Source organism: Pseudomonas sp. PF05, from assembly GCF_056521845.1.
This window is the reverse complement of record NZ_JBWLPW010000022.1, coordinates 1-23,921: the sequence shown is the minus strand read 5'-3', so window position 1 is coordinate 23,921 and position 23,921 is coordinate 1. Positions and strand designations below refer to the sequence as shown.

Annotated in this window: 22 protein-coding genes; 10 read left to right on the top strand and 12 right to left on the bottom strand. The window is 60.7% G+C overall.

Features of this window, described 5'->3' with window-relative positions; translation table 11 throughout:
• The first annotated feature begins 95 nt into the window (after positions 1 to 95).
• The 6 genes from AC09SL_RS26280 to AC09SL_RS26255 all read left to right on the top strand — a co-directional run bounded on the left by AC09SL_RS26280 (position 96) and on the right by AC09SL_RS26255 (position 7,323).
• The gene (locus AC09SL_RS26280) at positions 96 to 1,553 is read left to right on the top strand and encodes a gamma-aminobutyraldehyde dehydrogenase (protein WP_058542947.1); all 1,458 of its coding nucleotides are present in this window, start codon (positions 96 to 98) and stop codon (positions 1,551 to 1,553) included.
• 90 nt (positions 1,554 to 1,643) lie between these two features.
• Positions 1,644 to 2,795 (top strand): putative ABC transporter substrate-binding protein YdcS, encoded by a 1,152-nt coding sequence (gene ydcS / locus AC09SL_RS26275; protein WP_058542946.1) that lies wholly within the window; start codon positions 1,644 to 1,646, stop codon positions 2,793 to 2,795.
• A gap of 236 nt (positions 2,796 to 3,031) precedes the next feature.
• Positions 3,032 to 4,069, top strand: coding sequence for an ABC transporter ATP-binding protein (locus AC09SL_RS26270; protein WP_058545469.1), 1,038 nt, complete (start codon positions 3,032 to 3,034; stop codon positions 4,067 to 4,069).
• Between the two features lies 1 nt (position 4,070).
• Positions 4,071 to 5,018 (top strand): ABC transporter permease, encoded by a 948-nt coding sequence (locus tag AC09SL_RS26265; protein WP_058545468.1) that lies wholly within the window; start codon positions 4,071 to 4,073, stop codon positions 5,016 to 5,018.
• The gene (locus tag AC09SL_RS26260) at positions 5,008 to 5,826 is read left to right on the top strand and encodes an ABC transporter permease (RefSeq protein WP_058545467.1); all 819 of its coding nucleotides are present in this window, start codon (positions 5,008 to 5,010) and stop codon (positions 5,824 to 5,826) included. Before AC09SL_RS26265 ends, AC09SL_RS26260 begins: the two co-directional genes overlap by 11 nt.
• 72 nt (positions 5,827 to 5,898) lie before the next feature.
• Positions 5,899 to 7,323 (top strand): gamma-aminobutyraldehyde dehydrogenase, encoded by a 1,425-nt coding sequence (locus AC09SL_RS26255; RefSeq protein WP_058545466.1) that lies wholly within the window; start codon positions 5,899 to 5,901, stop codon positions 7,321 to 7,323.
• A gap of 63 nt (positions 7,324 to 7,386) precedes the next feature.
• Here the strand turns inward: AC09SL_RS26255 and AC09SL_RS26250 are convergent, their stop codons facing one another.
• From AC09SL_RS26250 to AC09SL_RS26240, 3 genes are all read right to left on the bottom strand, one after another.
• On the bottom strand, positions 7,387 to 7,788 hold the full coding sequence (locus AC09SL_RS26250) for a type II toxin-antitoxin system VapC family toxin (protein WP_058545465.1): 402 nt from the start codon (positions 7,786 to 7,788) through the stop codon (positions 7,387 to 7,389).
• Positions 7,788 to 8,033, bottom strand: a complete 246-nt coding sequence (locus AC09SL_RS26245; RefSeq protein ID WP_058545464.1) for an AbrB/MazE/SpoVT family DNA-binding domain-containing protein — start codon at positions 8,031 to 8,033, stop codon at positions 7,788 to 7,790. Before AC09SL_RS26245 ends, AC09SL_RS26250 begins: the two co-directional genes overlap by 1 nt.
• Positions 8,034 to 8,193: 160 nt before the next feature.
• A complete protein-coding gene (locus tag AC09SL_RS26240; RefSeq protein WP_058545463.1) occupies positions 8,194 to 8,379 on the bottom strand; it encodes a hypothetical protein in 186 nt (61 codons plus the stop codon).
• Positions 8,380 to 8,740: 361 nt separating this feature from the next.
• Between AC09SL_RS26240 and AC09SL_RS26235 the strand changes: the two genes are divergently transcribed.
• Positions 8,741 to 10,369, top strand: coding sequence for a glucan biosynthesis protein D (locus AC09SL_RS26235; protein WP_058545462.1), 1,629 nt, complete (start codon positions 8,741 to 8,743; stop codon positions 10,367 to 10,369).
• 183 nt (positions 10,370 to 10,552) lie between these two features.
• On the opposite strand, the gene AC09SL_RS26230 is transcribed toward AC09SL_RS26235, so the two are convergent.
• From AC09SL_RS26230 to AC09SL_RS26220, 3 genes are all read right to left on the bottom strand, one after another.
• Positions 10,553 to 11,659, bottom strand: a complete 1,107-nt coding sequence (locus AC09SL_RS26230) for an NADH:flavin oxidoreductase/NADH oxidase (protein WP_058544711.1) — start codon at positions 11,657 to 11,659, stop codon at positions 10,553 to 10,555.
• 390 nt (positions 11,660 to 12,049) lie between these two features.
• Positions 12,050 to 13,759 carry a single-stranded-DNA-specific exonuclease RecJ gene (gene recJ / locus AC09SL_RS26225; RefSeq protein ID WP_058544710.1) on the bottom strand — a complete coding sequence of 570 codons (1,710 nt, stop codon included), beginning with the start codon at positions 13,757 to 13,759 and terminating at the stop codon, positions 12,050 to 12,052.
• Between the two features lie 245 nt (positions 13,760 to 14,004).
• Positions 14,005 to 14,547: a YaeQ family protein gene (locus tag AC09SL_RS26220; protein WP_058544709.1), complete on the bottom strand. Its 543-nt coding sequence runs from the start codon at positions 14,545 to 14,547 to the stop codon at positions 14,005 to 14,007.
• A 147-nt stretch (positions 14,548 to 14,694) separates the two neighbouring features.
• Here AC09SL_RS26220 and AC09SL_RS26215 point away from each other — a divergent pair, with 147 nt between their 5' ends.
• Positions 14,695 to 15,894 (top strand): CaiB/BaiF CoA transferase family protein, encoded by a 1,200-nt coding sequence (locus AC09SL_RS26215; protein WP_058544708.1) that lies wholly within the window; start codon positions 14,695 to 14,697, stop codon positions 15,892 to 15,894.
• Positions 15,895 to 16,190: 296 nt separating this feature from the next.
• Here AC09SL_RS26215 and AC09SL_RS26210 read toward each other — a convergent pair whose 3' ends face one another.
• The 5 genes from AC09SL_RS26210 to AC09SL_RS26190 all read right to left on the bottom strand — a co-directional run bounded on the left by AC09SL_RS26210 (position 16,191) and on the right by AC09SL_RS26190 (position 21,826).
• Positions 16,191 to 16,478 (bottom strand): DUF3509 domain-containing protein, encoded by a 288-nt coding sequence (locus AC09SL_RS26210; RefSeq protein WP_058544707.1) that lies wholly within the window; start codon positions 16,476 to 16,478, stop codon positions 16,191 to 16,193.
• 185 nt (positions 16,479 to 16,663) lie between these two features.
• On the bottom strand, positions 16,664 to 18,022 hold the full coding sequence (locus AC09SL_RS26205; RefSeq protein WP_058544706.1) for a transporter substrate-binding domain-containing protein: 1,359 nt from the start codon (positions 18,020 to 18,022) through the stop codon (positions 16,664 to 16,666).
• 120 nt (positions 18,023 to 18,142) lie between these two features.
• Complete coding sequence (thrC, locus tag AC09SL_RS26200; RefSeq protein WP_013692359.1) at positions 18,143 to 19,552, bottom strand: threonine synthase; 1,410 nt, start codon at positions 19,550 to 19,552, stop codon at positions 18,143 to 18,145.
• Between the two features lie 105 nt (positions 19,553 to 19,657).
• On the bottom strand, positions 19,658 to 20,962 hold the full coding sequence (locus AC09SL_RS26195; RefSeq protein WP_058544705.1) for a homoserine dehydrogenase: 1,305 nt from the start codon (positions 20,960 to 20,962) through the stop codon (positions 19,658 to 19,660).
• 132 nt (positions 20,963 to 21,094) lie between these two features.
• Positions 21,095 to 21,826 carry a DsbC family protein gene (locus AC09SL_RS26190; protein WP_058544704.1) on the bottom strand — a complete coding sequence of 244 codons (732 nt, stop codon included), beginning with the start codon at positions 21,824 to 21,826 and terminating at the stop codon, positions 21,095 to 21,097.
• A 286-nt stretch (positions 21,827 to 22,112) separates the two neighbouring features.
• Between AC09SL_RS26190 and AC09SL_RS26185 the strand changes: the two genes are divergently transcribed.
• Entirely contained in the window at positions 22,113 to 22,679 is a 567-nt protein-coding gene (locus tag AC09SL_RS26185) for a hypothetical protein (protein WP_058544703.1), read from the top strand.
• Positions 22,669 to 22,920, top strand: a complete 252-nt coding sequence (locus AC09SL_RS26180; RefSeq protein ID WP_045155148.1) for an acyl carrier protein — start codon at positions 22,669 to 22,671, stop codon at positions 22,918 to 22,920. The genes AC09SL_RS26185 and AC09SL_RS26180 overlap by 11 nt, the downstream gene beginning before the upstream one ends.
• A 21-nt stretch (positions 22,921 to 22,941) precedes the next feature.
• Here the strand turns inward: AC09SL_RS26180 and xerD are convergent, their stop codons facing one another.
• Positions 22,942 to 23,838, bottom strand: coding sequence for a site-specific tyrosine recombinase XerD (gene xerD, locus AC09SL_RS26175; protein ID WP_003198093.1), 897 nt, complete (start codon positions 23,836 to 23,838; stop codon positions 22,942 to 22,944).
• Positions 23,839 to 23,921 lie beyond the last annotated feature (83 nt).

Below are 23,921 nucleotides of genomic sequence, written 5' to 3'. Positions count from 1 at the left end.
CTCGGATCCGAGCACTAATCTGACTGCACCACTCTCTTGCTGTGGGTTCTTTTTTTAACTGGCAGTAGTCATCACCCTTAAAAGAGAAGGCGAACATGGCTGGTACGCAAGCCCCGTTGTGCACCGCGTTGCTGATCGACGGGGAACTGGTTCCCGGCGAAGGCATTGTCGAGCCGATCCTCAACCCGGCCAGCGGCGAAGTGCTGGCTCACATCGCCGAGGCCAGTGCCGAGCAGGTCGAAGCCGCGATCCTCGCCGCCCATCAGGCCTTCGACGGCTGGTCGCGCACCACGCCGCAACAACGCTCGAACCTGCTGCTGGACATCGCCAGCGCCATCGAAAAGAACGCCGATGAGCTGGCGCGCCTCGAATCCTTGAACTGCGGCAAGCCGCTGCACCTGGCGCGCCAGGATGACCTCAGCGCCACGGTGGATGTATTCCGTTTCTTCGCCGGCGCGGTGCGCTGCCAGACCGGCCAGCTCAGTGGCGAATACCTGCCCGGCTACACCAGCATGGTGCGTCGCGACCCGATCGGCGTGGTGGCGTCCATTGCGCCGTGGAACTACCCGATCATGATGGCCGCCTGGAAAATCGCCCCGGCCCTGGCCGCCGGCAATACGCTGGTGTTCAAGCCGTCGGAACACACACCGCTGTCGATCCTGGCCTTGGCGCCGACGCTGGCCCAGCTCCTGCCACGGGGCGTGATCAACATCCTCTGCGGAGGCGGCGAAGGTGTGGGCAGCCATCTGGTCAGCCATCCCAAAGTGCGCATGGTCTCGCTGACCGGCGATATCGTCACGGGGCAGAAGATCCTCCAGGCTGCGGCCAAAACCCTCAAGCGCACGCACCTGGAGCTGGGTGGCAAGGCGCCCGTAATCGTGTGCAACGACGCCGACATCCAGGCCGTGGTCGAAGGCGTGCGCACCTACGGTTATTACAACGCGGGGCAGGATTGCACCGCGGCCTGCCGGATCTACGCCCAGGACGGGATCCACGACCGCCTGGTGGCCGAACTCGGCGCGGCGGTCAGCAGCCTGCGCTTTGCCGGCAAGCGCGACGCCGACAATGAGATCGGCCCGCTGATCAGCACTCGCCAGCGCGACCGGGTCGCCAGTTTCGTCGAGCGCGCCCTCGGCCAGCCACACATCGAACGCATTACCGGCGCAGCGGTGCATTCCGGCGCCGGTTTCTACTACCAGCCCACGCTGCTGGCCGGCTGCAAGCAAAGCGATGAAATCGTCCAGCGCGAAGTGTTCGGCCCGGTCGTCACCGTGACCCGCTTCGACGAACTCAGCCAGGCGGTGGACTGGGCCAACGATTCCGAATACGGCCTGGCGTCCTCGGTATGGACCCAGAACCTGGACAAGGCCATGCAAGTGGCGGCGCGGCTGCAATACGGCTGCACCTGGATCAACAGTCATTTCATGCTGGTCAGCGAAATGCCCCACGGCGGCCTGAAACGTTCGGGCTATGGGAAGGACCTGTCCAGCGATTCGCTACAGGACTACAGCGTGGTGCGCCACATCATGGCTCGCCACGGCCAGCATCTGTAGATAACAGCACTACTCTAATAACAGGCCATCCATGGCGCTTCACCCTGTTCGAACCCTGCCCCGACCATAATTAAAGCAAGAGGGATTTCCATGTACGCGCACAAGACCGTATTGCTCAGTGCAATGACCACGGCGCTGCTGACCAGCGTCAGCCTCCAGGCCGCCGAACCGCTCAAGGCCGTCGGCGCCGGTGAGGGCCAACTGGATATCGTCGCCTGGCCGGGTTACATCGAACGCGGCGAAAGCGACAAGGCCTACGATTGGGTCACGGGTTTCGAGAAGGAAACCGGTTGCAAGGTCAATGTGAAAACCGCCGCGACGTCCGACGAAATGGTCAGCCTGATGGCCAAGGGTGGCTACGACCTGGTCACCGCCTCGGGCGACGCCTCGCTACGGCTGATTGCCGGCAAGCGCGTACAGCCGATCAACACCGCGCTGATCCCCAACTGGAAAAGCCTCGACCCGCGTCTCAAGGATGCACCATGGTACGTGGTCAACCAGCAGACCTACGGCACCCCGTACCAGTGGGGCCCGAACGTGCTGATGTACAACACCGAGGTGTTCAAGCAGGCGCCTACCAGTTGGAGCGTGCTGTTCAGCGCCCAGAACCTGCCCGACGGCAAGCCGAACAAAGGCCGCGTGCAAGCCTACGATGGCCCGATCTACATCGCCGACGCGGCGCTGTACCTCAAGACCGCCAAGCCTGAGCTGGGCATCAAGGACCCCTACCAACTCGACGAAGCCCAGTACAAGGCCGTGCTGGAATTGCTGCGGGCCCAGCAACCGCTGATCCACCGCTACTGGCACGACACCACCGTGCAGATGAGCGACTTCAAGAACGAAGGCGTGGTGGCCTCCGGCGCCTGGCCGTATCAGGTCAACGGGTTGATGAACGAGAAGCAACCGATCGCCTCGACCATTCCAAAAGAAGGCGCCACCGGCTGGGCCGACACCACGATGTTGCACGCCGAAGCCAAGCACCCCAACTGCGCCTACAAGTGGATGGACTGGTCGCTGCAACCGAAAGTCCAGGGTGACGTCGCCGCGTGGTTCGGCTCGTTGCCGGCGGTACCGGCGGCGTGCAAGGCCAGCGAACTGCTGGGCGCCGAGGGCTGCAAGACCAACGGTTTCGATCAGTTCGACAAGATCGCCTTCTGGAAAACCCCACAGGCCGAGGGCGGCAAGTTCGTGCCGTACAGCCGCTGGACCCAGGACTACATTGCGATCATGGGCGGGCGTTAAGGCCAATCAGCCGGCATGAACACAGCAGATGAAAATCTGCTCTTGTGGCGAGGGGATTTATCCCCGCTGGGCTGCGAAGCAGCCCCAAAACAGGCGACTCAATCTGCCTGATAGTCAGAGTCTTCAGTTTGGGGGCGCTTCGCGCCCCAGCGGGGATAAATCCCCTCGCCACAGTTTGGTGCCCCACCCACCCACCCTCCATCCAATAGAAGTCGCGCTTTTTGGAGCCCCGCACCATGACGCTTGCAGTCCAATTCATCCAGGTATCCCGTCAGTTCGGCGATGTGAAGGCCGTTGACCGGGTTTGCATCGACATTCAGGACGGCGAGTTCTTTTCCATGCTGGGCCCGTCCGGCTCGGGCAAGACCACCTGCCTGCGGCTGATCGCCGGGTTCGAGCAACCCAGTGCCGGCTCGATCCGCATCCACGGCGAAGAGGCCACCGGGCTTGCGCCGTACCAGCGGGACGTCAACACAGTGTTCCAGGATTACGCCCTCTTCCCCCATATGAACGTGCGCGACAACGTGGCCTACGGCCTGAAAGTCAAAGGTGTCGCCAAGTCCGAGCGCATCCAGCGCGCCGACGAAGCGCTGGAGATGGTCGCCCTGGGCGGCTACGGCGAACGCAAGCCGGTGCAGCTCTCCGGCGGCCAGCGCCAACGCGTGGCCCTGGCCCGAGCGCTGGTCAATCGTCCACGGGTATTGCTGCTCGATGAACCCCTGGGCGCCCTCGACCTGAAGCTGCGCGAACAGATGCAGGGCGAATTGAAAAAGCTGCAACGCCAGCTAGGCATTACCTTCATTTTCGTCACCCACGACCAGACCGAAGCACTGTCGATGTCCGACCGCGTGGCCGTGTTCAACAAGGGCCGTATCGAACAAGTCGACACCCCACGCAACTTGTACATGAAACCGGCGACCACCTTCGTCGCCGAATTCGTCGGCACCTCCAACGTGATTCGTGGCGAGCTGGCCCGAGAACTGAGCGGTCATCCACAACCGTTCTCGATCCGCCCGGAACATGTGCGTTTCGCCGAGGGCCCGTTGGCCAGTGGTGAGATCGAAGTCCACGGCCTGCTGCACGACATCCAGTACCAGGGCAGCGCCACGCGCTACGAGTTGAAACTTGCCAACGGCCAGACCCTGAACCTCAGCCAGGCCAACACCCAGTGGCTCGACGACACGGCCCAGCACCAGACCGGCCAGCACCTGAGCGTACGCTGGGCGCGGGAGGCGATGGTCGCACTGCACGACACCGTCAGTGGCGAGGTGTGAGATGAGCAGCTTGGCCATCACTCCAAAGCCCACGTCCGGCTCACCGTTGCGACGGTTTTCCAACCTGCTGTACCGACGGCCCAACCTGTACCTGTCGATGTTGCTGGTGCCGCCGCTGATCTGGTTCGGCGCGATCTACCTGGGCTCGCTGCTGACCTTGCTGTGGCAGGGTTTCTATACCTTCGACGACTTCACCATGACGGTCACGCCGGACCTGACCCTGACGAATTTCGCGGCGCTGTTCCAACCCTCCAATTTCGACATCATTTTGCGCACCCTGAGCATGGCGATAGCGGTGTCCATCGCCAGCGCCATCGTCGCGTTCCCGATCGCCTACTACATGGCGCGCTACACTCGCGGCAAGACCAAGGCGTTCTTCTACATCGCGGTGATGCTGCCGATGTGGGCCAGCTATATCGTCAAGGCCTATGCGTGGACGCTGCTGCTGGCCAAGGGTGGCGTGGCGCAGTGGTTCGTCCAGCACCTGGGCCTGGGGCCGGTGTTGCAGTTCGTGCTGGGGATCCCGGGCGTAGGCGGCAGTACCTTGTCCACCTCTCACCTGGGGCGTTTTCTGGTATTCGTCTACATCTGGCTGCCGTTCATGATCCTGCCGATCCAGGCGTCCCTGGAGCGTCTGCCGCCGTCGCTGCTGCAAGCCTCGGCCGACCTGGGCGCCAGGCCACACCAGACGTTCATGCAGGTGATCCTGCCGCTGTCGATCCCGGGCATTGCCGCCGGTTCGATCTTCACTTTCTCACTGACCCTGGGGGATTTCATCGTGCCGCAACTGGTGGGCCCGCCGGGCTACTTCGTCGGCAGCATGGTCTACGCCCAGCAAGGCGCCATCGGCAACATGCCCATGGCCGCGGCGTTCACCCTGGTGCCCATCGTGCTGATCGCCCTCTACTTATCCATCGTCAAGCGACTGGGAGCATTCGATGCACTCTGACTCTCAAGACCGGGCCTCGTGGGGCTTGCGGATCGCGGCGTGGGGCGGGCTGGTGTTCCTGCATTTCCCGATCCTGATCATCTTCCTCTACGCCTTCAATACCGAGGACGCAGCGTTCAGCTTTCCGCCCAAGGGCCTGACCCTGAAGTGGTTCAGCATCGCTTTCTCGCGCCCGGATGTGCTGGAGGCGATCAAGCTGTCGTTGCAGGTCGCGGCCATCGCCACGCTGATCGCCATGGTGCTCGGCACCCTGGCCTCGGCGGCGCTGTACCGGCGCGATTTCTTCGGCAAACAGGGCATTTCGCTGATGCTGATCCTGCCGATTGCCTTGCCGGGCATCATCACCGGCATTGCGCTGCTGGCGACCTTCAAGACCCTGGGTATAGAGCCGGGCATGTTCACCATCGTCGTCGGCCATGCCACGTTTTGCGTGGTGATCGTCTACAACAACGTCATCGCCCGCCTGCGCCGCACCTCCCACAGCCTGATCGAGGCGTCGATGGACCTGGGCGCCGACGGCTGGCAGACCTTTCGCTACATCATCTTGCCTAACCTGGGGTCGGCACTGCTGGCCGGCGGGATGCTGGCCTTCGCGCTGTCGTTCGACGAAATCATCGTCACCACCTTCACCGCCGGCCACGAACGCACCTTGCCACTGTGGCTGCTCAACCAACTCAGCCGCCCGCGCGATGTGCCGGTGACCAACGTGGTGGCAATGCTGGTGATGATGGTCACGATGTTGCCGATATTGGGCGCGTATTACCTGACCCGCGGTGGTGAGAGCGTGGCCGGGAGCGGCGGGAAGTAAGCCCTTTTCCCACAGAGTTTTTTGTGGGATCGGTTCCAGCAGACACAGAACTGTTTCGATGAGGACAATGCTATGCAAACCAAACTGCTGATCAACGGCCACCTGGTGAACGGCGAAGGCCCTGGCCAGGCTGTGTTCAACCCGGCGCTGGGCCGGGTGCTGGTGGAGATCAATGAAGCCAGCGAGGCCCAGGTCGATGCCGCCGTGCGCGCCGCCGACGCGGCCTTCGAGTCCTGGTCGCAAGTACCGCCCAAGGACCGTTCCCTGTTGCTGCTCAAGCTGGCCGACGCCATCGAAGCCCACGGCGAAGAACTGGCAAAACTGGAGTCGGACAACTGCGGCAAGCCCTTGAGCGCCGCGCTGAATGACGAGATCCCGGCGATTGCCGACGTGTTCCGCTTCTTTGCCGGCGCCAGCCGCTGCATGAGTGGTTCGGCGGGCGGCGAATACCTGCCGGGACACACCTCGATGATCCGCCGCGACCCGGTGGGCGTCATCGCCTCCATCGCGCCGTGGAACTACCCGCTGATGATGGTCGCCTGGAAAATCGCCCCGGCCCTGGCCGCCGGTAATACCGTGGTGCTCAAGCCGTCAGAGCAGACCCCACTGACCGCGTTGCGCCTGGCAGAGCTGGCGTCGGAGATTTTCCCGGCCGGCGTGCTCAACGTGATCTTCGGGCGTGGGCAAACCGTCGGCAACCCGCTGGTCACTCACCCGAAAGTGCGCATGGTGTCGCTGACCGGCTCCATCGCCACCGGCTCGAACATCATTTCCAGCACCGCCGACAGCGTCAAGCGCATGCACATGGAACTGGGCGGCAAGGCCCCGGTGATCATTTTCGACGACGCCGACATTGACGCGGCCGTGGAAGGCATCCGCACCTTCGGTTTCTACAACGCCGGCCAGGACTGCACCGCCGCCTGCCGCATCTATGCCCAGCAAGGCATCTACGAGCAGTTTGTCGAGAAGCTCGGCGCTGCGGTGAGCAGCATCATGTATGGCCTGCAAACGGCGCCAGACACCGAGATGGGCCCGCTGATCACCGCCCAGCACCGCGACCGCGTGGCCGGATTCGTCGAACGGGCCATCGCCCAGCCGCATATCCGCCTGATCACCGGTGGCAAGGCGGTGGAGGGCAACGGGTTCTTCTTCGAACCGACAGTATTGGCCGACGCCCAGCAGGACGACGAAATCGTCCGTCGGGAAGTCTTCGGCCCGGTGGTGTCCGTCACGCCCTTCGTCGACGAAGCACAAGTGCTGGCCTGGGCCAACGATTCGGACTACGGCCTGGCCTCATCGGTGTGGACCGCCGACATCGGCCGCGCCCATCGCCTGTCGGCACGCCTGCAATACGGCTGCACCTGGGTGAACACCCACTTCATGCTCGTCAGCGAAATGCCCCATGGCGGTCAGAAACGTTCCGGCTACGGCAAGGACATGTCCATGTATGGGCTGGAGGATTACACGGTGGTGCGGCATGTGATGTTCAAGCATTGAGCCAATGCCAATTGCGATTACACCACGACCAAGGGGACGATATTGGTCGTGGTGAAGCGCACCTCACGATGGCACCACCAACTGCACCGAAGGAAAATAATTTCGGTAGCGCTTCGGGTCACGTGTAAGCAAAGGAAGACGCTTGACAGCCGCATGGGCACCGATGAAAAAATCGGCAAGCACATTATTTTTGCCACCGCCTACCTTTCGATAACGCACAAAAGCCTTCCCTGCCAAAAACAACGCCGGACGAGGTACCTCCTGCATTAGCAGCCCCATCTCTTCGACAACCTCATCCAACGCTTCGAAGGTAGAAAATGTCTGGGACAGTTCAGCATAAATAACTGGATTGATTACCAAATTGTGAATTTTGGATTGGGCACGCATCTGCTCGATGGACCAATCAGCCCAAACCGGATCATCCTCCAGCACATCGATCAACACGTTGGTATCGACCAATATCATCAGTCTTCACCACGCAACAGGGCCATAAGATCGTCTGTGCGCCATTTGATATCCGCCCTGCCACGGACAGCTTCAAAACGATCACTAATGGCAGCCTCGGCTGTTCCAGATTTACCTGCATGCAGCACTACCTCGCCCTGTGCATTGATGCTGAACTCTACCGCACAGCCAGGAATCAAGTGCAGCGCGTCGCGGATGGGTTTGGGAATGGTGACTTGTCCTTTACTGGTCATCGTCGTCGGCATTGTATTCTCCTCGAAGTATTACTTTGCATAGAAAAGTAATACTTCGCGCCCAGGCCTGCAACCGCCGCTGACGGTAGGCCGATGTGCTTGGCCTCGTTTGAAAACTCCCACTCGCTGGTAGGAAAACTGAGAGGCCATTTAAAGACTGCAGGGTCTCTGGTCAAAACCGCGAAACACTGCGCATCGCATCCACCAGGTAGCGCATGGCGATGCGGTCGTTTTCCGACAATTCCCGATAGCGCTCCACCAGCCTTAACTCTTCCAGGCTGAGCCGACGTGTTTTGCGCGGGTTGGTCAGGCCTGGAAAGATCCCCAGCATTTCGGCAATGCCCTGTATTTTTGTCATGAACTGTCCTTCTTTACGTCGAGGTTTGACCTGATAGCACCGTCTGGATCCGGGTTAGATCGTCTTCACGCTAAAGAATAGGGAGGATTCAAAGCGTGGAAAGGGGGAATTAGAGTAATTAGTCAAAAAAAGTCGAAATCGACATAAAAAAAGAAATAACTGTAAGAAAGTTTGACCAAGCCACGCTTTCTTTTCTCTCGAAGCCCGCATTTCCCCTATGATTTTTCGCCTCGGTGAACCGATCCAGCTCTCAGGCATCTGTTCTAACGTTCGTCGCGTTTGGCCAAAGGCATGTCCGAACTCCCTTATCAGTCTCTGTTGCCAGGATCGGCTCGGGATTGTTTCGAGAAAGGTTGTATTTATGCACCGCAGGAATCTGCTCAAGGCCTCCATGGCCTTCGCCGCCTACACCGGGCTGTCGGCCTCCGGGCTCATGGCCGCACGCGCCTGGGCCGGCGATCAGACTGCCGACGGCCAAGCCCGTCCCTTCGATTTCAACGGCTTGAAGGATCAGGCCCGACAGCTGGCCAAGAGCCGCTACGTCGACACCAAGCAGGTGCTGCCAGAAACCCTGGCCCTGATGTCGCCGCTGCAGTTCAACGCCATCCAGTACGACGCCAACCACTCCCTGTGGAATGACTTGGACGGGCGGCAACTGGACGCGCAGTTCTTCCACGTCGGCATGGGCTTCAAGCAGCCGGTGCGCATGTACAGCGTCGATCCGAAGACGCGTATGGCCCGTGAGGTGCACTTTCGCCCGGAACTGTTCAACTATGAGAAAACCACGGTCAACACCGCGCAACTGAAGGGTGACCTGGGCTTCGCCGGCTTTCGCGTCTTCAAGGCACCGGAGCTGGACCGGCACGACATCGTTTCGTTTCTGGGGGCCAGCTACTTCCGCGCCGTGGACGCCAGCGGCCAGTACGGGCTGTCGGCCCGCGGCCTGGCCATCGACACCTATGCGAAGAAGCGTGAGGAGTTCCCGGACTTCACCAAGTTCTGGTTCGAAACCCCGGAAAAGAACAGCACCCGGTTCGTGGTCTACGCCCTGCTCGACTCACCCAGCGCCACCGGTGCCTATCGGTTTGATATCGATTGCCAACCGACCCGGGTGGTGATGGAGATCGACGCGCACATCAATGCCCGAACAGCCATCGAGCAACTGGGGATCGCGCCGATGACCAGCATGTTCAGCTGTGGCACCGTCGAACGGCGCATGTGCGACACCATTCACCCGCAAATCCACGACTCCGACCGGCTGGCCATGTGGCGCGGCAACGGCGAGTGGGTGTGCCGTCCGCTGAACAACCCTGCCACCCTGCAATTCAACGCCTTCGCCGACAAGGACCCCAAAGGCTTCGGCCTGGTGCAGACCGACCACGACTTTGCCAGCTACCAGGACACCGTGGACTGGTACAGCAAGCGCCCAAGCCTGTGGGTCGAGCCGACGACGGCCTGGGGCGAAGGCTCGGTCGACTTGCTGGAGATTCCTACCACTGGCGAAACCCTGGACAACATTGTTGCGTTCTGGACACCGAAAAAACCGGTGGCCGCCGGTGACTCTCTGAACTATGGCTACAAACTCTACTGGAGCGCGCTGCCGCCGGTGAGCACGGACCTGGCCCGCGTCGACGCGACCCGCTCAGGCATGGGCGGCTTCATCGAAGGCTGGACTCCGGGCGAGCATTACCCGACCGTCTGGGCCCGTCGCTTTGCCGTGGACTTCAGCGGCGGCGGCCTCGACCAACTGCCGCCGGGCACCGGCATCGAACCGGTGGTGACCTGCTCCCATGGTGAAGTGAAGGACTTCAACGTGCTGGTGATAGATGCAATCAAGGGCTACCGCATCACCTTCGACTGGTACCCGACCGACGACAGTGTGGAACCGGTGCAAATGCGCCTGTTCATTCGCACCAAGGACCGCACCTTGAGCGAGACCTGGTTATACCAGTACTTCCCGCCGGCGCCGGATAAGCGCAAGTATCCCTGAGCCTGGCAGCGTCAGGAATGACGCCTTCGCGAGCAAGCCCGCTCCCACAGTAGCTTTGTGTTGTTCACACAGACCCTGTGGGAGCGAGCTTGCTCGCGAAGACGGCAGTACAAACACCCACGACTCCAGATAAGCAAAAAGCCCCGGCCAATGACGACCGGGGCTTTTTGTTTTACCAAGCACTCAATCGCGCAAATCCGACTCATGAATCGGCTGGTCCCGATGCGTGGCCCGCTGGTACTGCGCCGGCCACGTGGCCTTGCGGCCGCCCAGGTCATCATCGGCATGCAGGGCCCAGTACGGATCGCGCAACAATTCGCGGGCCAGGAAGATGATGTCGGCCTGGCAGGTGCGCAGGATGTGTTCGGCCTGGGCCGGTTCGGTGATCATGCCGACTGTACCGGTGGCGATTTCCGACTCCTTGCGCACCCGCTCGGCAAAGCGTGTCTGGTAACCCGGGCCGGTGGGAATTTCCGCATTGGCTGCGGTGCCGCCCGATGAGACATCGATCAAGTCCACCCCCAGGGCCCTGAATCGCCGCGCCAGTTCCACGGTTTCATCCGGGTTCCAACCGTCCTCGACCCAATCGGTGGCAGAGACACGAACGAATACCGGCAACTCTTCAGGCCATACGGCCCGGATCGCCTCGGTGACTTGCAGCACCAGGCGGATGCGGTTCTCGAACGAGCCGCCGTATTGATCACGTCGCTGATTGCTCAAGGGCGACAGGAATTGATGCAGCAGATAACCATGGGCCGCGTGGACCTCGACCACTTTGAAGCCGGCCGTGAGCGCGCGCTTGGCCGAATCCACGAAGGCCTGGATCACGCCGGCGATTTGCCCTTCATCCAATTGCACCGGCTGGGTGTGTTGCGGATCGAAGGCAATCGGTGACGGGCCGACTGGAACCCAGCCGCCATCCGCCGGTTTTACGCTGCCATGCTTGCCCAGCCAGGGTCGCCAGGTGCTGGCCTTGCGTCCGGCATGGGCCAGTTGTATGCCTGGCACGGCCCCTTGGGCGGTGATGAAACGGGTGATGCGTTGCAAGGGTTCGATCTGTTCATCATTCCACAGCCCCAAATCCTGGGCAGTGATACGACCTTCGGCGGTGACGGCGGTGGCTTCGGTGAACACCAGGCCGGCACCGCCCACGGCACGGCTGCCCAAATGCACCAGGTGCCAATCGTTGGCCAGGCCATCGGTGCTCGAATACTGGCACATTGGCGATACCGCGATGCGATTGGGCAGGGTCAATTGGCGAAGGGTATAGGGTTCCAGCAGCAGACTCATGGGGCACCTCTCGAATCAGTGGGCAGGCTCCAGGGTTCTGTTTGAAAAGTCGACGAGTGACAAAAGGTACAACACCCGCCCCCGCGGGCAAAAAATTCGACAAGACGTCACAAGGGCTATCAAGCAGTGCTTAGAGCCTAGTCGACAACCCGCAAGGACGGAGGGTTCAGAAGTTAAAAACCGACGGTGTGGCCAGATTGCTCTCGATCGGGCCTGCGACTTTGTGGCGAGGGGATTTATCCCCGCTCGGCTGCGAAGCAGCCGTGAACCCGCCCAACGCCGTTTGGCTGAATAAATGCGGTGCTGGGATATTTTGGGGCTGCTGCGCAGCCCAGCGGGGATAAATCCCCTCGCCACAAGGATTCATCATTTGATCGATAGCATTTGTGCCTACCGCGGCTCGATATGGGCAATCATCAATTGCACCGTTTCCTGGCCGCGGAACTCGTTGAGGTCGAGTTTGTAGGCCAGTTCCACCCAGCGCACCGTAGGGTTGGGCCAGATCTCGCGGTCGATGCCAAAGGCGATGCCATCGAGTTTCACCGAGCCGCATTCGCTCTTGAGGATGACCTTCAGGTGCCGTTCGCCCACCACGCGCTGTTCGACCAATTGGAACACGCCATGGAACATCGGCTCGGGAAAATGCTGGCCCCAAGGACCGGCGTGGCGCAGTGCCCGGGCCAGTTCCAGGTGGAACTCCTCCACCGCCAGGGTGCCGTCCGACAACAGCCGGCCGGTCAGGTCTTCTTCGCGCAACTGCCGGCGCACCTCCGCATCGAACGCTTCGGCAAACAACGGAAAATTCGCCTCCTGCAGCGTCAGCCCCGCCGCCATGGCGTGACCGCCGTACTTGCTGATCAGGGTAGGATGCTGCGCCGCCACCACGCTCAGCGCATCGCGAATGTGAAAGCCCGGCACCGAGCGACCCGAGCCCTTGAGCAAGCCGTCCCCAGCATCGGCAAAGGCAATGGTCGGACGGAAATAGCGTTCTTTCATCCGCGAGGCGAGGATGCCGATGACCCCTTGGTGCCACTGCGGATCGAACAGGCACAAACCGAATGGCATCGACTCCACCGGCAGGTCCTTGAGTTGGGCCAGGGCTTCGCGCTGCATGCCCTGCTCAATGGACTTGCGATCCTGGTTCATGCCGTCCAGTTGCGCCGCCATCTCCCGTGCCAGGGCCGGGTCGTCGGTGAGCAGGCATTCGATGCCCAGGCTCATGTCATCCAGGCGCCCCGCCGCATTCAGACGCGGCCCGAGGATAAAGCCGAGGTCGGTGGAGGTAATCCGTGAAGCATCGCGCTTGGCCACTTCCAGGATGGCCTTGATGCCGGGCCGGGCGCGTCCGGCGCGAATCCGCTCCAGGCCCTGGTGCACAAGGATCCGGTTATTCGCGTCCAGCGGCACCACGTCGGCCACGCTGCCCAAGGCCACCAGGTCGAGCAATTCACCGATGTTCGGCTGGGGTGTACTGGCATACCACCCCAAGCTGCGCAGACGCGCCCGCAGCGCCATCAGCACATAAAAAATGACGCCGACACCGGCCAGGGCCTTGCTCGGAAACTCGCAGCCCGGCTGGTTCGGATTGACGATGGCATCGGCCGCCGGCAGTTCGAGGCCGGGCAAGTGGTGGTCGGTGACCAGCACCTTGAGCCCCGCCGCTTTCGCCGCCGCCACACCTTCCACGCTCGAAATACCGTTATCCACGGTGATCAGCAACTGTGGTTCGCGGGCCAGGGCGACTTCGACGATTTCCGGCGTCAGCCCGTAGCCATACTCGAAACGATTGGGCACCAGGTAATCGACATGGGCCGCACCGAGCAGGCGCAACCCCAGCATGCCCACGGTGCTGGCGGTCGCGCCATCGGCATCGAAGTCGCCCACGATCAGGATGCGCTGGCGTTGCTCCAGCGCCGTCACCAGCAGATCCACCGCGGCGTCGATCCCCTTGAGCTGCTGGAAGGGAATCAAGCGCGCCAGGCTCTTGTCCAGTTCAGCCTCGGACTGCACGCCACGCGCTGCGTAGAGGCGGGTCAACAGGGGCGGCAGGTCACCGAGAAATGGCAGGGTGGCGGGCAGTTGGCGGGGTTCTATACGCATGGGGGGACGAAAACTTCTCTTTAATGGTGAAAATCCGGGTGGCGAGGGAGCTTGCTCCCGCTTGGGTTGCACTGTAGGAGCTGCCGAAGGCTGCGATCTTTTGATCTTTTGATCTTTTGATCTTTTGATCTTTTGATCTTTTGATCTTTCGCTTGAGACTCAAGCGTCAGGGGAAAGATCGCAGCCTCGTTGCACTCGACAGCTCCTACACAGCTCCTACACAGCTCCTACAGGGCCCGGCGGGCTCAACCACGCTCGCCCAGCAACCATTGCAGCTGGACTTCATGCTGGCCACGGTCGTCGGTCACGAAAATCGTGCCCTCGCTGATCATCACGTCCCACTTGATCACCCGGGGCATGTCTTGGGCCAGGGTTTCGAGCACGTCCTGGGGCACGGCGGCGATGTTGACGTTTTTCAGGTTCTTGACCGCCGGGATCACCTTGTTTTCCCAGACCCGCAGGCTGCCGTAGGCCAGCAGGCTGGTGCGCTCGGTCCGGCGCGAGCACCAGGTCAGGCGATCGGCATCCGGCTGGCCGACTTCGATCCAGTGCAGCACACGGTCATCCAGGCTTTTTTCCCATAGTGCAGGCTCGTCGACGTCTGACAGACCACGACCAAACGCCAGCAGCTCGTTGTACCAGAACGCGTAGGCCAGCAGGCGCACGGTCATGCGCTCTTCGGTTTCCGAAGGGTGGCGGGCGATGGTCTGCTTCACATTCTCGTACACATTGCGGTCGAGGTCGGTGAGGTTCAGTTCAAACTTATAGGTCGTGGACGGCTGGGCCATGAACGGGCTTCTTGATACGAGGAAAGGCGGCAAGTCTAACCGATGACGCGGGCAATCCACGAATTGCCGACCATCAACCTGCGGCGACTGACCTTGGCCTATGATAAAACGCTCTATTCGTTCTGCCTTTGTCCTACAGGATCTGTCATGTCGCTTACTGCCAAACCCCTTGCCGGCGTCAAAGTCATCGAACTCGGCACCTTGATCGCCGGGCCCTTCGCCTCACGCATCTGCGGCGAATTCGGTGCCGAGGTCATCAAGGTCGAATCGCCCGACGGCGGTGACCCCCTGCGCAAGTGGCGCAAGCTGTACGAAGGCACCTCGCTGTGGTGGTTCGTCCAGGCACGCAACAAGAAGTCCCTGACCTTGAACCTCAAGCACCCTGAAGGACTGACGATCCTGAAAAAACTGATTGGCGAAGCCGATATCCTGATCGAGAATTTTCGCCCCGGCGTACTGGAAAAGCTCGGCCTGGGCTGGGATATCCTGCACGCACTGAACCCGAAACTGGTGATGGTGCGACTTTCCGGCTTCGGCCAGACCGGGCCGATGAAAGATCAGCCAGGGTTTGGCGCCGTGGGCGAGTCCATGGGCGGGCTGCGATACATCACCGGGTTCGAGGACCGTCCGCCGGTGCGCACCGGGATTTCCATCGGCGACTCCATCGCCGCCCTCTGGGGCGTGATTGGCGCATTGATGGCCCTGCGTCACCGCGAGATCAATGGCGGAACCGGGCAAGTGGTGGATGTGGCCTTGTACGAGGCGATTTTCGCCATGATGGAAAGCATGGTGCCGGAGTTCGACGTGTTCGGGTTCATCCGCGAGCGCACCGGCAACATCATGCCCGGCATCACCCCCTCGTCCATCCACACCAGCGCTGACGGCAAACACGTGCAGATTGGTGCCAACGGCGACGCGATCTTCAAGCGCTTCATGCAGATCATCGGCCGTGACGACTTGGCCAATGACCCGCAACTGGCCAGCAACGATGGCCGTGACAGCCGCCGCGACGAGCTGTACGGCGTCATCGATCGCTGGGTCAACTCGCTGCCGCTCGATAGCGTTATCGACCAATTGAACCAGGCCGGAGTGCCGGCCAGTCGGATCTTCAGCGCTGAGGATATGTTCAGCGATCCGCAATTCCTGGCCCGAGAAATGTTCCTGCAGGCCAAGCTGCCGGACGGCAAGGCGTTCAAGATGCCAGGGATCGTGCCGAAACTCTCCGACACCCCGGGCACATCCGAATGGGTCGGGCCGGCGCTGGGTGAACACAACGCACAAGTGCTCGGCGAGCTTGGCTACGATGCGCAACAGATCGCCAAGCTGCGCGCCGACGGGGTCATTTGACGCGCCACAGGGGCAGTCACTGAAGATCAAACTGTGGGAGCGGGAGAACCAGGCCGGCTGTAAGGCCGCCTCGCGAGCAAGCTTTGCTCCCACAACGGCGCCAGCGCCTGACAGAACGCGCTAAAAACGTAAAAGCCAGGCAAAAAGAAACCCCGAGAAGTGGGGAGACAACTCGGGGTTAAACGTGACCCTTCAAGGTCCGTACAACAAGCGACAAGCACCGGAGCACAATGCTCGCTCTTGTTGGTAAAGAATCTGACTCACCAAAGTGTAGGAAGGTTCCCACAAAACCCCAGTCAATTCGCCGCGACCATGACCTTGTCGCGCGCCAGATTGCGCAGCGCCGCAATCACACAGGGCTCCAGGCGGCCCTCGGCAATCAGCACATCGCGATGCAGACCATCGACCACATCCGTCAACTGACGCTTGTCGGTCAATTGGGCCCGATTGAACACTCGCTCGACCATGATGGCCCCGGAGGCATTCTTCAGCGTCACCAGGCATTCGCCCTTGGCGCCGGAGGGAGTCAGCGTGACTTGATACGGGCTCAAAGCCTCACCCAGCAATAGGCTGATACTTTCCATTCGCTCACCCTTCAATAGTCCGAAAACAACTGCATGTTCACAGTAAGTGACCGTGGGCAGCAGCAGAAAGTTCGTCAGCGCACCGAACCGGCACGCCTTCAACCTGTTCAACCGAGCATGCGCGCCCAATATGACAGGCAAACAACAGCCTGCTCTTGAAGCCTTTGGCGTGGTGACGGTCGGCGTCAGGCCATCAACTTGTCGCAACGCCCGGCATCGGTCCAGCCTCCCAGAATGCCGCGCAACTGCCCGTCGGCCCCATAGAAGGGCACCGACCAATGATAGATTTCCCGCAATCCGCTGCTGAACATCAATTGTCGGTCGACGAACCGAGACTGGCCGGTGCGCAATTGCTCCATCACCTCCCCATGGAGCAACTCGGCGGTGGCCGGCGGGAATGCCGCCGAATCCGTCAACCGCGTGCCCCGCAGCTTTTCGAAGCGGGTCGCAACCTGGTCTTCGAAGCTTTTGTTGCACATGATCAGGCGCCCTTCCAGGTCCCGGATGAAAATCGGGTCGGGAATGGCATCCATCAAGGCCCGTTGGAGCATCAGTTGGTCCTTGAGGATCGCCTCGGCCTTGAGGCGCTGGTCGATCTGTATCTGCAGGCGACGGTTCCACAGCAGGGACAGGAGGCCGAAACCCACGACCACGGTCACGCACCAGTACCCCCAGCGGGACACCCGCTCCCAGATCGATGGCGCCTGGAGGGGAGTGGTGCCGGCCATCCATTTGGAACGCAGCGCGCGCATGTCCTCGGCCGGGAAGGCTTCCAGGGCTTTATTCAAGATACTCAGCAGCACGCTCAGGTCTTGGCGTACCGCCAGGTAGTCGGGTTCCCACTTGCCCTCAAGGCCCCTGCCTACCTGCAATTGTCCCGCCGGATAAAGGTGCACCCCGGTTTCATTTTCGATGGTGGCATAGGCTTCCCGGCTCTCGACCAACGCCCGCGCCTCGCCATAGGTCTTGGTCGTGTGCAATTTGATGGCCGGGTAGTCGCGCCTGATCTCCGCCTCCAATGCATGCCGCGCCGGCAACGCCAGGACCTTGCCTTCCAACTGTTCCAGCGAATGGAGGATCGACTCTCCATCACGGCCAACAAATACCCAGCCCGAGCCACCAAATGCATGGCTGAAACTCAGGAAATCCTTGCGTTCATCATTCATCGCCAAGAGGGTCGTCATGTCGGCTTCGCTGTTCTCCAGCATCGTCAGCAACTCGCCGGGGGAGAACGATTCGCGATGCACGAACTCAAGGCCCGTCATTTGCGCAATGCGCTGGAGAATGTCGTGGTTCAGGCCGTTCCACTGCCCCAATTCATTCTTGAACAGGTACAACGGAAACTGCATCGTGGCCACGATGACTCGAGGGTTCTCCTTGATCCACTTCAGTTCCTGCGCATCCAGCACCACCCGTACGCCAGGATTGAACGGCGGCGTTTCGAAAGCCGCCAACTGCGCCGCACTGCCCCCCTGCGCCCAGTACATCAGGGCCAGCCCCATGACCCAGCCCAGGGCTGGCTTGCCTTTGATAAAAAACGACATCTGCATTTCCTTCGAGATGACTCGCCCGTCCCTCCAAGGGCGAAAACCCGACCAGTTTGGCATGCAGAAACAAGAAAGCCCGTCAGGAGACGGGCTTCAAAATGTGACAGGTCTACGCGGTCAGAGCGGCTTGCCGCGGTTGCCATGCTGACTGACAAAGGCCTGCACGGCTTTCAAGTCGTTGGGCAACACGGTGCAACGCTCATCTCGCTCAAACAAATCAGAAAGATGCGCAGGCAGTTCGAGCGCTTTTCCTACACCGGCTTTCTCCACGGCTTCCGGGAACTTGACCGGGTGTGCCGTGCCCAGGATCACCATCGGGATATCCAGGCTGCGACGGCACTCGCGAGCGGCCCTGACGCCGATGGCCGTGTGCGGATCGAGCAACTCACCGCTCTGCTCGAACACCTCGGCGATGGTTTCGCAAGTCTGCTCATCGTCCACGGCCAGTGAGTCGAACAACTTGCGGGCTTCGGTCCAGCGCTCGGGCTCGACGCTGAAACCGCCGCCCTGGCGGAAGCTGTCCATCAGCCCGGCGATCGCCGCGCCATTGCGACCGTGCAGGTCGAACAGCAGGCGTTCGAAGTTCGACGACACCATGATGTCCATCGAAGGCGACAGCGTGGCGTGCAGGGTTTCCTTGACGTACTGGTTGCCGCTCATGAAGCGGTGCAGGATGTCGTTGCGGTTGGTGGCGACGATCAATTGATTGATCGGCAGGCCCATGTTGCGCGCCAGGTAGCCGGCGAAGATATCGCCGAAGTTACCGGTCGGCACCGAGAACGATACGGAGCGGGCCGGGCCGCCCAATTGCAGGGCCGCGTGGAAGTAATACACGATCTGGGCCATGATCCGCGCCCAGTTGATCGAGTTCACCGCCACCAGCCGCGTGCCCTTGAGGAAGCTCTGGTCGGCAAAACTGGCCTTGACCATTTCCTGGCAGTCATCGAAGTTGCCTTCGATGGCGATGTTGTGGATGTTATCGCCGAAAATCGTCGTCATCTGCCGACGCTGCACTTCCGAAACCCGGTTGTGCGGGTGCAGGATGAAAATGTCGACGTTCTCGCAGTGCTTGCAGCCTTCGATGGCCGCCGAACCGGTGTCGCCAGAGGTAGCACCGACGATCACCACGCGCTCGCCACGCTTTTGCAGCACGTAGTCCAGCAGGCGACCGAGCAATTGCAGGGCGAAGTCCTTGAACGCCAGGGTGGGGCCGTGGAACAGCTCCATGACCCATTCGTTACCGTTGAGCTGACGCAGCGGTGCGATGGCGTTGTGGGAAAAGACGCCATAGGTCTCTTCCAGGATTTTCTTGAAATCGGCGTCCGGGATGCTGCCGGTGACGAACGGGCGCATGACCCGGAACGCCAGCTCGTGATACGGCAGGCCAGCCCAGGAAGCGATTTCTTCCTGGGTGAAGCGCGGCAGGTTTTCCGGCACATAGAGACCGCCGTCCGTGGCCAGGCCGGCCAGGAGGACATCTTCGAAATTCAGGGCCGGTGCCTGGCCGCGGGTACTGATATAGCGCATGGGGCAAACCTTCGGTTTGGGCTTCAAGCGTTGAAGCTGCAAGCGACACATTCAAAGGCCAGTTTGCCTTCGTTCGCAGCCTGCAACTTACCGCTTGCCGCTAAATTAATTCAAATGTTCGACGCGGATACGGACCACCGGGCCAACGACACCCTGGAGCGCTTCCAGCGCCGCAATCGCGTCGTTGATGCGCTGTTCGACCACACGATGGGTCAGCAGGATCATCGGCACCAGGCCGTCGTGTTCCTCGACTTCCTTCTGCATGATCGACTCGATGTTGATGCCGCGTTCCGAGAGGATACTCGCCACTTGGGCCAGCACACCCGGATGGTCCTTGGCCTGGATGCGCAGGTAGTAGGCGCTTTCGCAGGCCTCGATCGGAAGAATCGGGTGAGCCGACAGCGAGTCTGGCTGGAAGGCCAGGTGCGGCACACGGTTTTCCGGGTCCGAGGTCATGGCGCGAACCACGTCCACCAGGTCGGCAATCACCGAAGAGGCCGTCGGTTCCATGCCCGCACCGGCGCCGTAGAACAGCGTCGAGCCGGAGGCGTCGCCGTTGACCATCACCGCGTTCATCACGCCGTTGACGTTGGCGATCAGGCGGTCGGCCGGGATCAAGGTCGGGTGCACGCGCAGCTCGATGCCGTTGGCGGTGCTGCGCGCCACGCCCAGGTGCTTGATGCGATAGCCCAAGGCTTCGGCGTAGTTCACATCAGCGGTGGTCAGCTTGGTGATGCCTTCGGTGTAGGCCTTGTCGAACTGCAACGGAATGCCGAACGCAATGGAGGCCAGGATCGTCAGCTTGTGCGCTGCGTCGATGCCTTCCACGTCGAACGTCGGATCAGCCTCTGCGTAACCCAGGGCCTGGGCTTCGGCGAGCACGTCTTCGAAGGTGCGACCCTTCTCGCGCATCTCGGTGAGGATGAAGTTGCCGGTGCCGTTGATGATCCCCGCGACCCAGTTGATGCGGTTGGCCGACAGGCCCTCGCGGATCGCCTTGATCACCGGGATACCACCGGCCACGGCGGCTTCGAACGCCACGATCACGCCCTTCTCGCGGGCCTTGGCGAAAATCTCATTACCGTGAACAGCGATAAGCGCCTTGTTCGCGGTGACCACATGCTTGCCATTCTCGATGGCCTTGAGTACCAGCTCACGGGCAACGGTGTAGCCGCCGACCAGCTCTATGACGATGTCGATCTCAGGGTTCGTGGCCACTTCGAAGACATCGTTGGTAATCGCAATACCGGTCGTCTGGAACTGAGGCTTTGGCGTGCGCGTGGCAATTTGTGCCACTTCGATCCCACGCCCGGCACGACGAGCAATTTCCTCGGCGTTGCGCTGAAGTACGTTGAAGGTGCCGCCACCGACGGTACCTAACCCACAGATGCCTACTTTGACCGGATTCACTCTTGACTCCCCATGAAACGGCCGACGCAAGGTCGGCCGTGAAATACAGCCGCGCAGCAACGCGACTTTGTGTTTAACGGCCCGACGAAGGTTTTCGCCGAGCCGTGATCTTCAGAAGCGGATCGCCCGTGATCATTTCGCGCCCAGGGCCAGTTTGGCGACTTGTGGCGCCGGCTGGTAGCCCGGAATCACCTGGCCGTCAGCCAAAACGATGGCCGGCGTGCCGTTCACACCAATGGACTGGCCAAGGGCGAACTGCTTGGAAACCGGGTTCTCGCACTTGGCGGCCTTGATTTCCTTGCCATCGACCATCTTGTCCATGGCCGCTTTCTTGTCCTTGGAGCACCAGACCGCCTGCAACTGCTCGTCGCCCGGCGAGCCAAGGCCCTGGCGCGGGAAGGCAACATAGCGCACTTCGATGCCGCGCTTGTTCAGCTCCGGCACTTCGGCGTGCAGCTTGTGGCAGTACGGGCAGGTGGTGTCGGTGAACACGGTGATGTGGGACTTGGTTTCGCCAATCGCCGGATAAACCACGGTTTCAGCGACTGGAATACCGTTGATCAACTTGGAAATGCCCTGGCGCTCGGTCAGCTCGGTGAGATTGACCGGCTTGCCGTCCTTGAGCTCGAACAGGTTGCCCTGGACGATGTACTGACCGTCGGCGCTGGCGTAAAGCACGCGGCTGCCCTTGAGCTTGACCTCATACAGGCCGGCCATGGGACTGGCCGAGATGGTTTCGATCGGCACTTCGAGCTGAAGGTTTTCCAGACTCTTGCGGATAGCCTTGTCGGCCGCGTCGTCGGCGATGGCAAAGGTACTGGCCAGCGCGATGGCGGCGGCGGTGAACATCTGGATCAAACGCATGGGGACTCCTGAGGCGAACAAATGAGACGGGAAACGCCGACCCGCAGATTCGGGTTCCAACCGCCCACTGTGCAAACCGGCAAAGCCTACCACATAAGGCCCGCGTGACCGAATGCCGGTGATACAAGGCATTGGTAGATGCTCTTCTGAATGTGGGGCCCTGCAGCACACTGCAGGTCGATTCCTCTTATAACGTAGGAATTATCTAATTGAGTATTCCTTGAAGATTCCTGCTGTCGAGCTGGCATAGCATCCCTTTGATACCGGATAGATAAGGAGACTCTGGATGCAGGAAAAAGATCTGCCGACTGCAATCATGCAGAGCACTTTTGAACTCAAGCACCAGGACATTGATTTGGGGCCCCACACGCGTATCGCATTCGACATCAACAGTTCGCTGACGAGTTGCCCCGCAGTGATGCTGTTGCCAATGCCTGCCGGTAGCATCACCGCTCGCCATTACGAAGTATTCAAGGCTCCCCACCCCAACACCAGTATCCCTGACACGACTATCGAAAATCTGTGGAAATGCACCCAAGAGCATTATGGCCTGACGGTCGCAGCCGCTCTCACGGGAGCTGCCGGAATACCTATTGAGAAAATATCGGTAGGTGCCTGGGTTCATGTCGGTTCAAGTAAAACGACCAATTTAACAAGCTACATTGGATGGAAATTTTTCCCACGACCCCTGATCAGGCAACCTACGGCCGCCAGAATGGCAAAAGCAACCTTCGGCACCGTGCGCGTTTTTGGCATTATTGGTCGCGGCATCCCATTTGTCGCAGCCGGCCTGGCTGTCTTCGACCTGGCCAGTATCGGCCTGTGCGCCTATGAGGCAAAAAATGGAAAGTAACCGGGCAGCCCTTACCGAGAAAGTTATTCAGCTATTCGTCGAAATAGTCGGCTTTATCGACCCTGACCAGGTGACGGAGCAAACCGATTTCATTCATGACTTCGAGATCATCGATGATGATCTAGCTTGCTTCGTCATGCAGGTGGAATGGCAATTTGAACTGGGCTCCTCACAAAAAGATTGGGACTCCATTACAACAATAAGGCAGATTGTTGACCTCATCCTTCGTCAATCCAGGTAGCCCAATAATCACCCTGTAATTTCAACCTCGCGGGTGATGCTTGGCATGCAGGTCCTGCAACCGCGCCCGGGCGACGTGGGTGTAGATCTGGGTGGTGGACAGGTCGCTGTGGCCGAGCAGCATCTGCACCACCCGCAGGTCGGCGCCGTGGTTGAGCAGGTGCGTGGCGAAGGCATGGCGCAAGGTGTGGGGCGAGAGGGATTTGTTGATTCCGGCCACCTTGGCCTGGTGCTTGATGCGGTGCCAAAAGGTCTGGCGGGTCATCTGCTCGCCGCGCAGGCTGGGGAACAGCACGTCGCTGGGGCGCCCGCCCAGCAGTTCATGACGGGCATCGCGCATGTAGCGCTCGACCCAGACGATCGCTTCCTCACCCATCGGCACCAGGCGCTCCTTGCTGCCTTTACCCATCACCCGCAACACGCCCTGGCGCAGGTTGACCTGCTCCAGCGTCAAGCTGATCAACTCGGTGACACGCAGGCCACAGGCGTACAACACCTCCAACATCGCCCGGTCACGCTGACCGATGGCTTCGCTGAGGTCGGGTGCAGCCAGCAGCGCCTCAACATCGGCTTCCGACAGGGACTTGGGCAATGGCCGCCCCAATTGCGGCATTTCCACGCGCAAGGTCGGGTCCACCGCGATCAGCTTTTCCCGAAGCAAATAGCGATAGAACCCACGCAAACCAGAGAGAAACCGCGCGGTCGAGCGCGGTTTGTAGTTCTGCTCCAGGCGCCACGCCAAATGATCGAGGATCAGCTCCCGACCGGCATTGATCAGTTCCAGGTGGTTTTCCTGCAACCAACCGTTGAACAGCGCCAGGTCACTGCGATAGGCATCGCGGGTGTTATCGGACAAGCCCTTCTCCAGCCACAAGGCGTCGAGAAACTGGTCTATCAGCGGATGATCGATGGCTGGCATAAGAACTCTTGAAGGATGCGGGCACACACGGCATCTAAATGGCAAATGAAGCTATGCAGGGTGCTCAAAGCGCAAATCGCAGG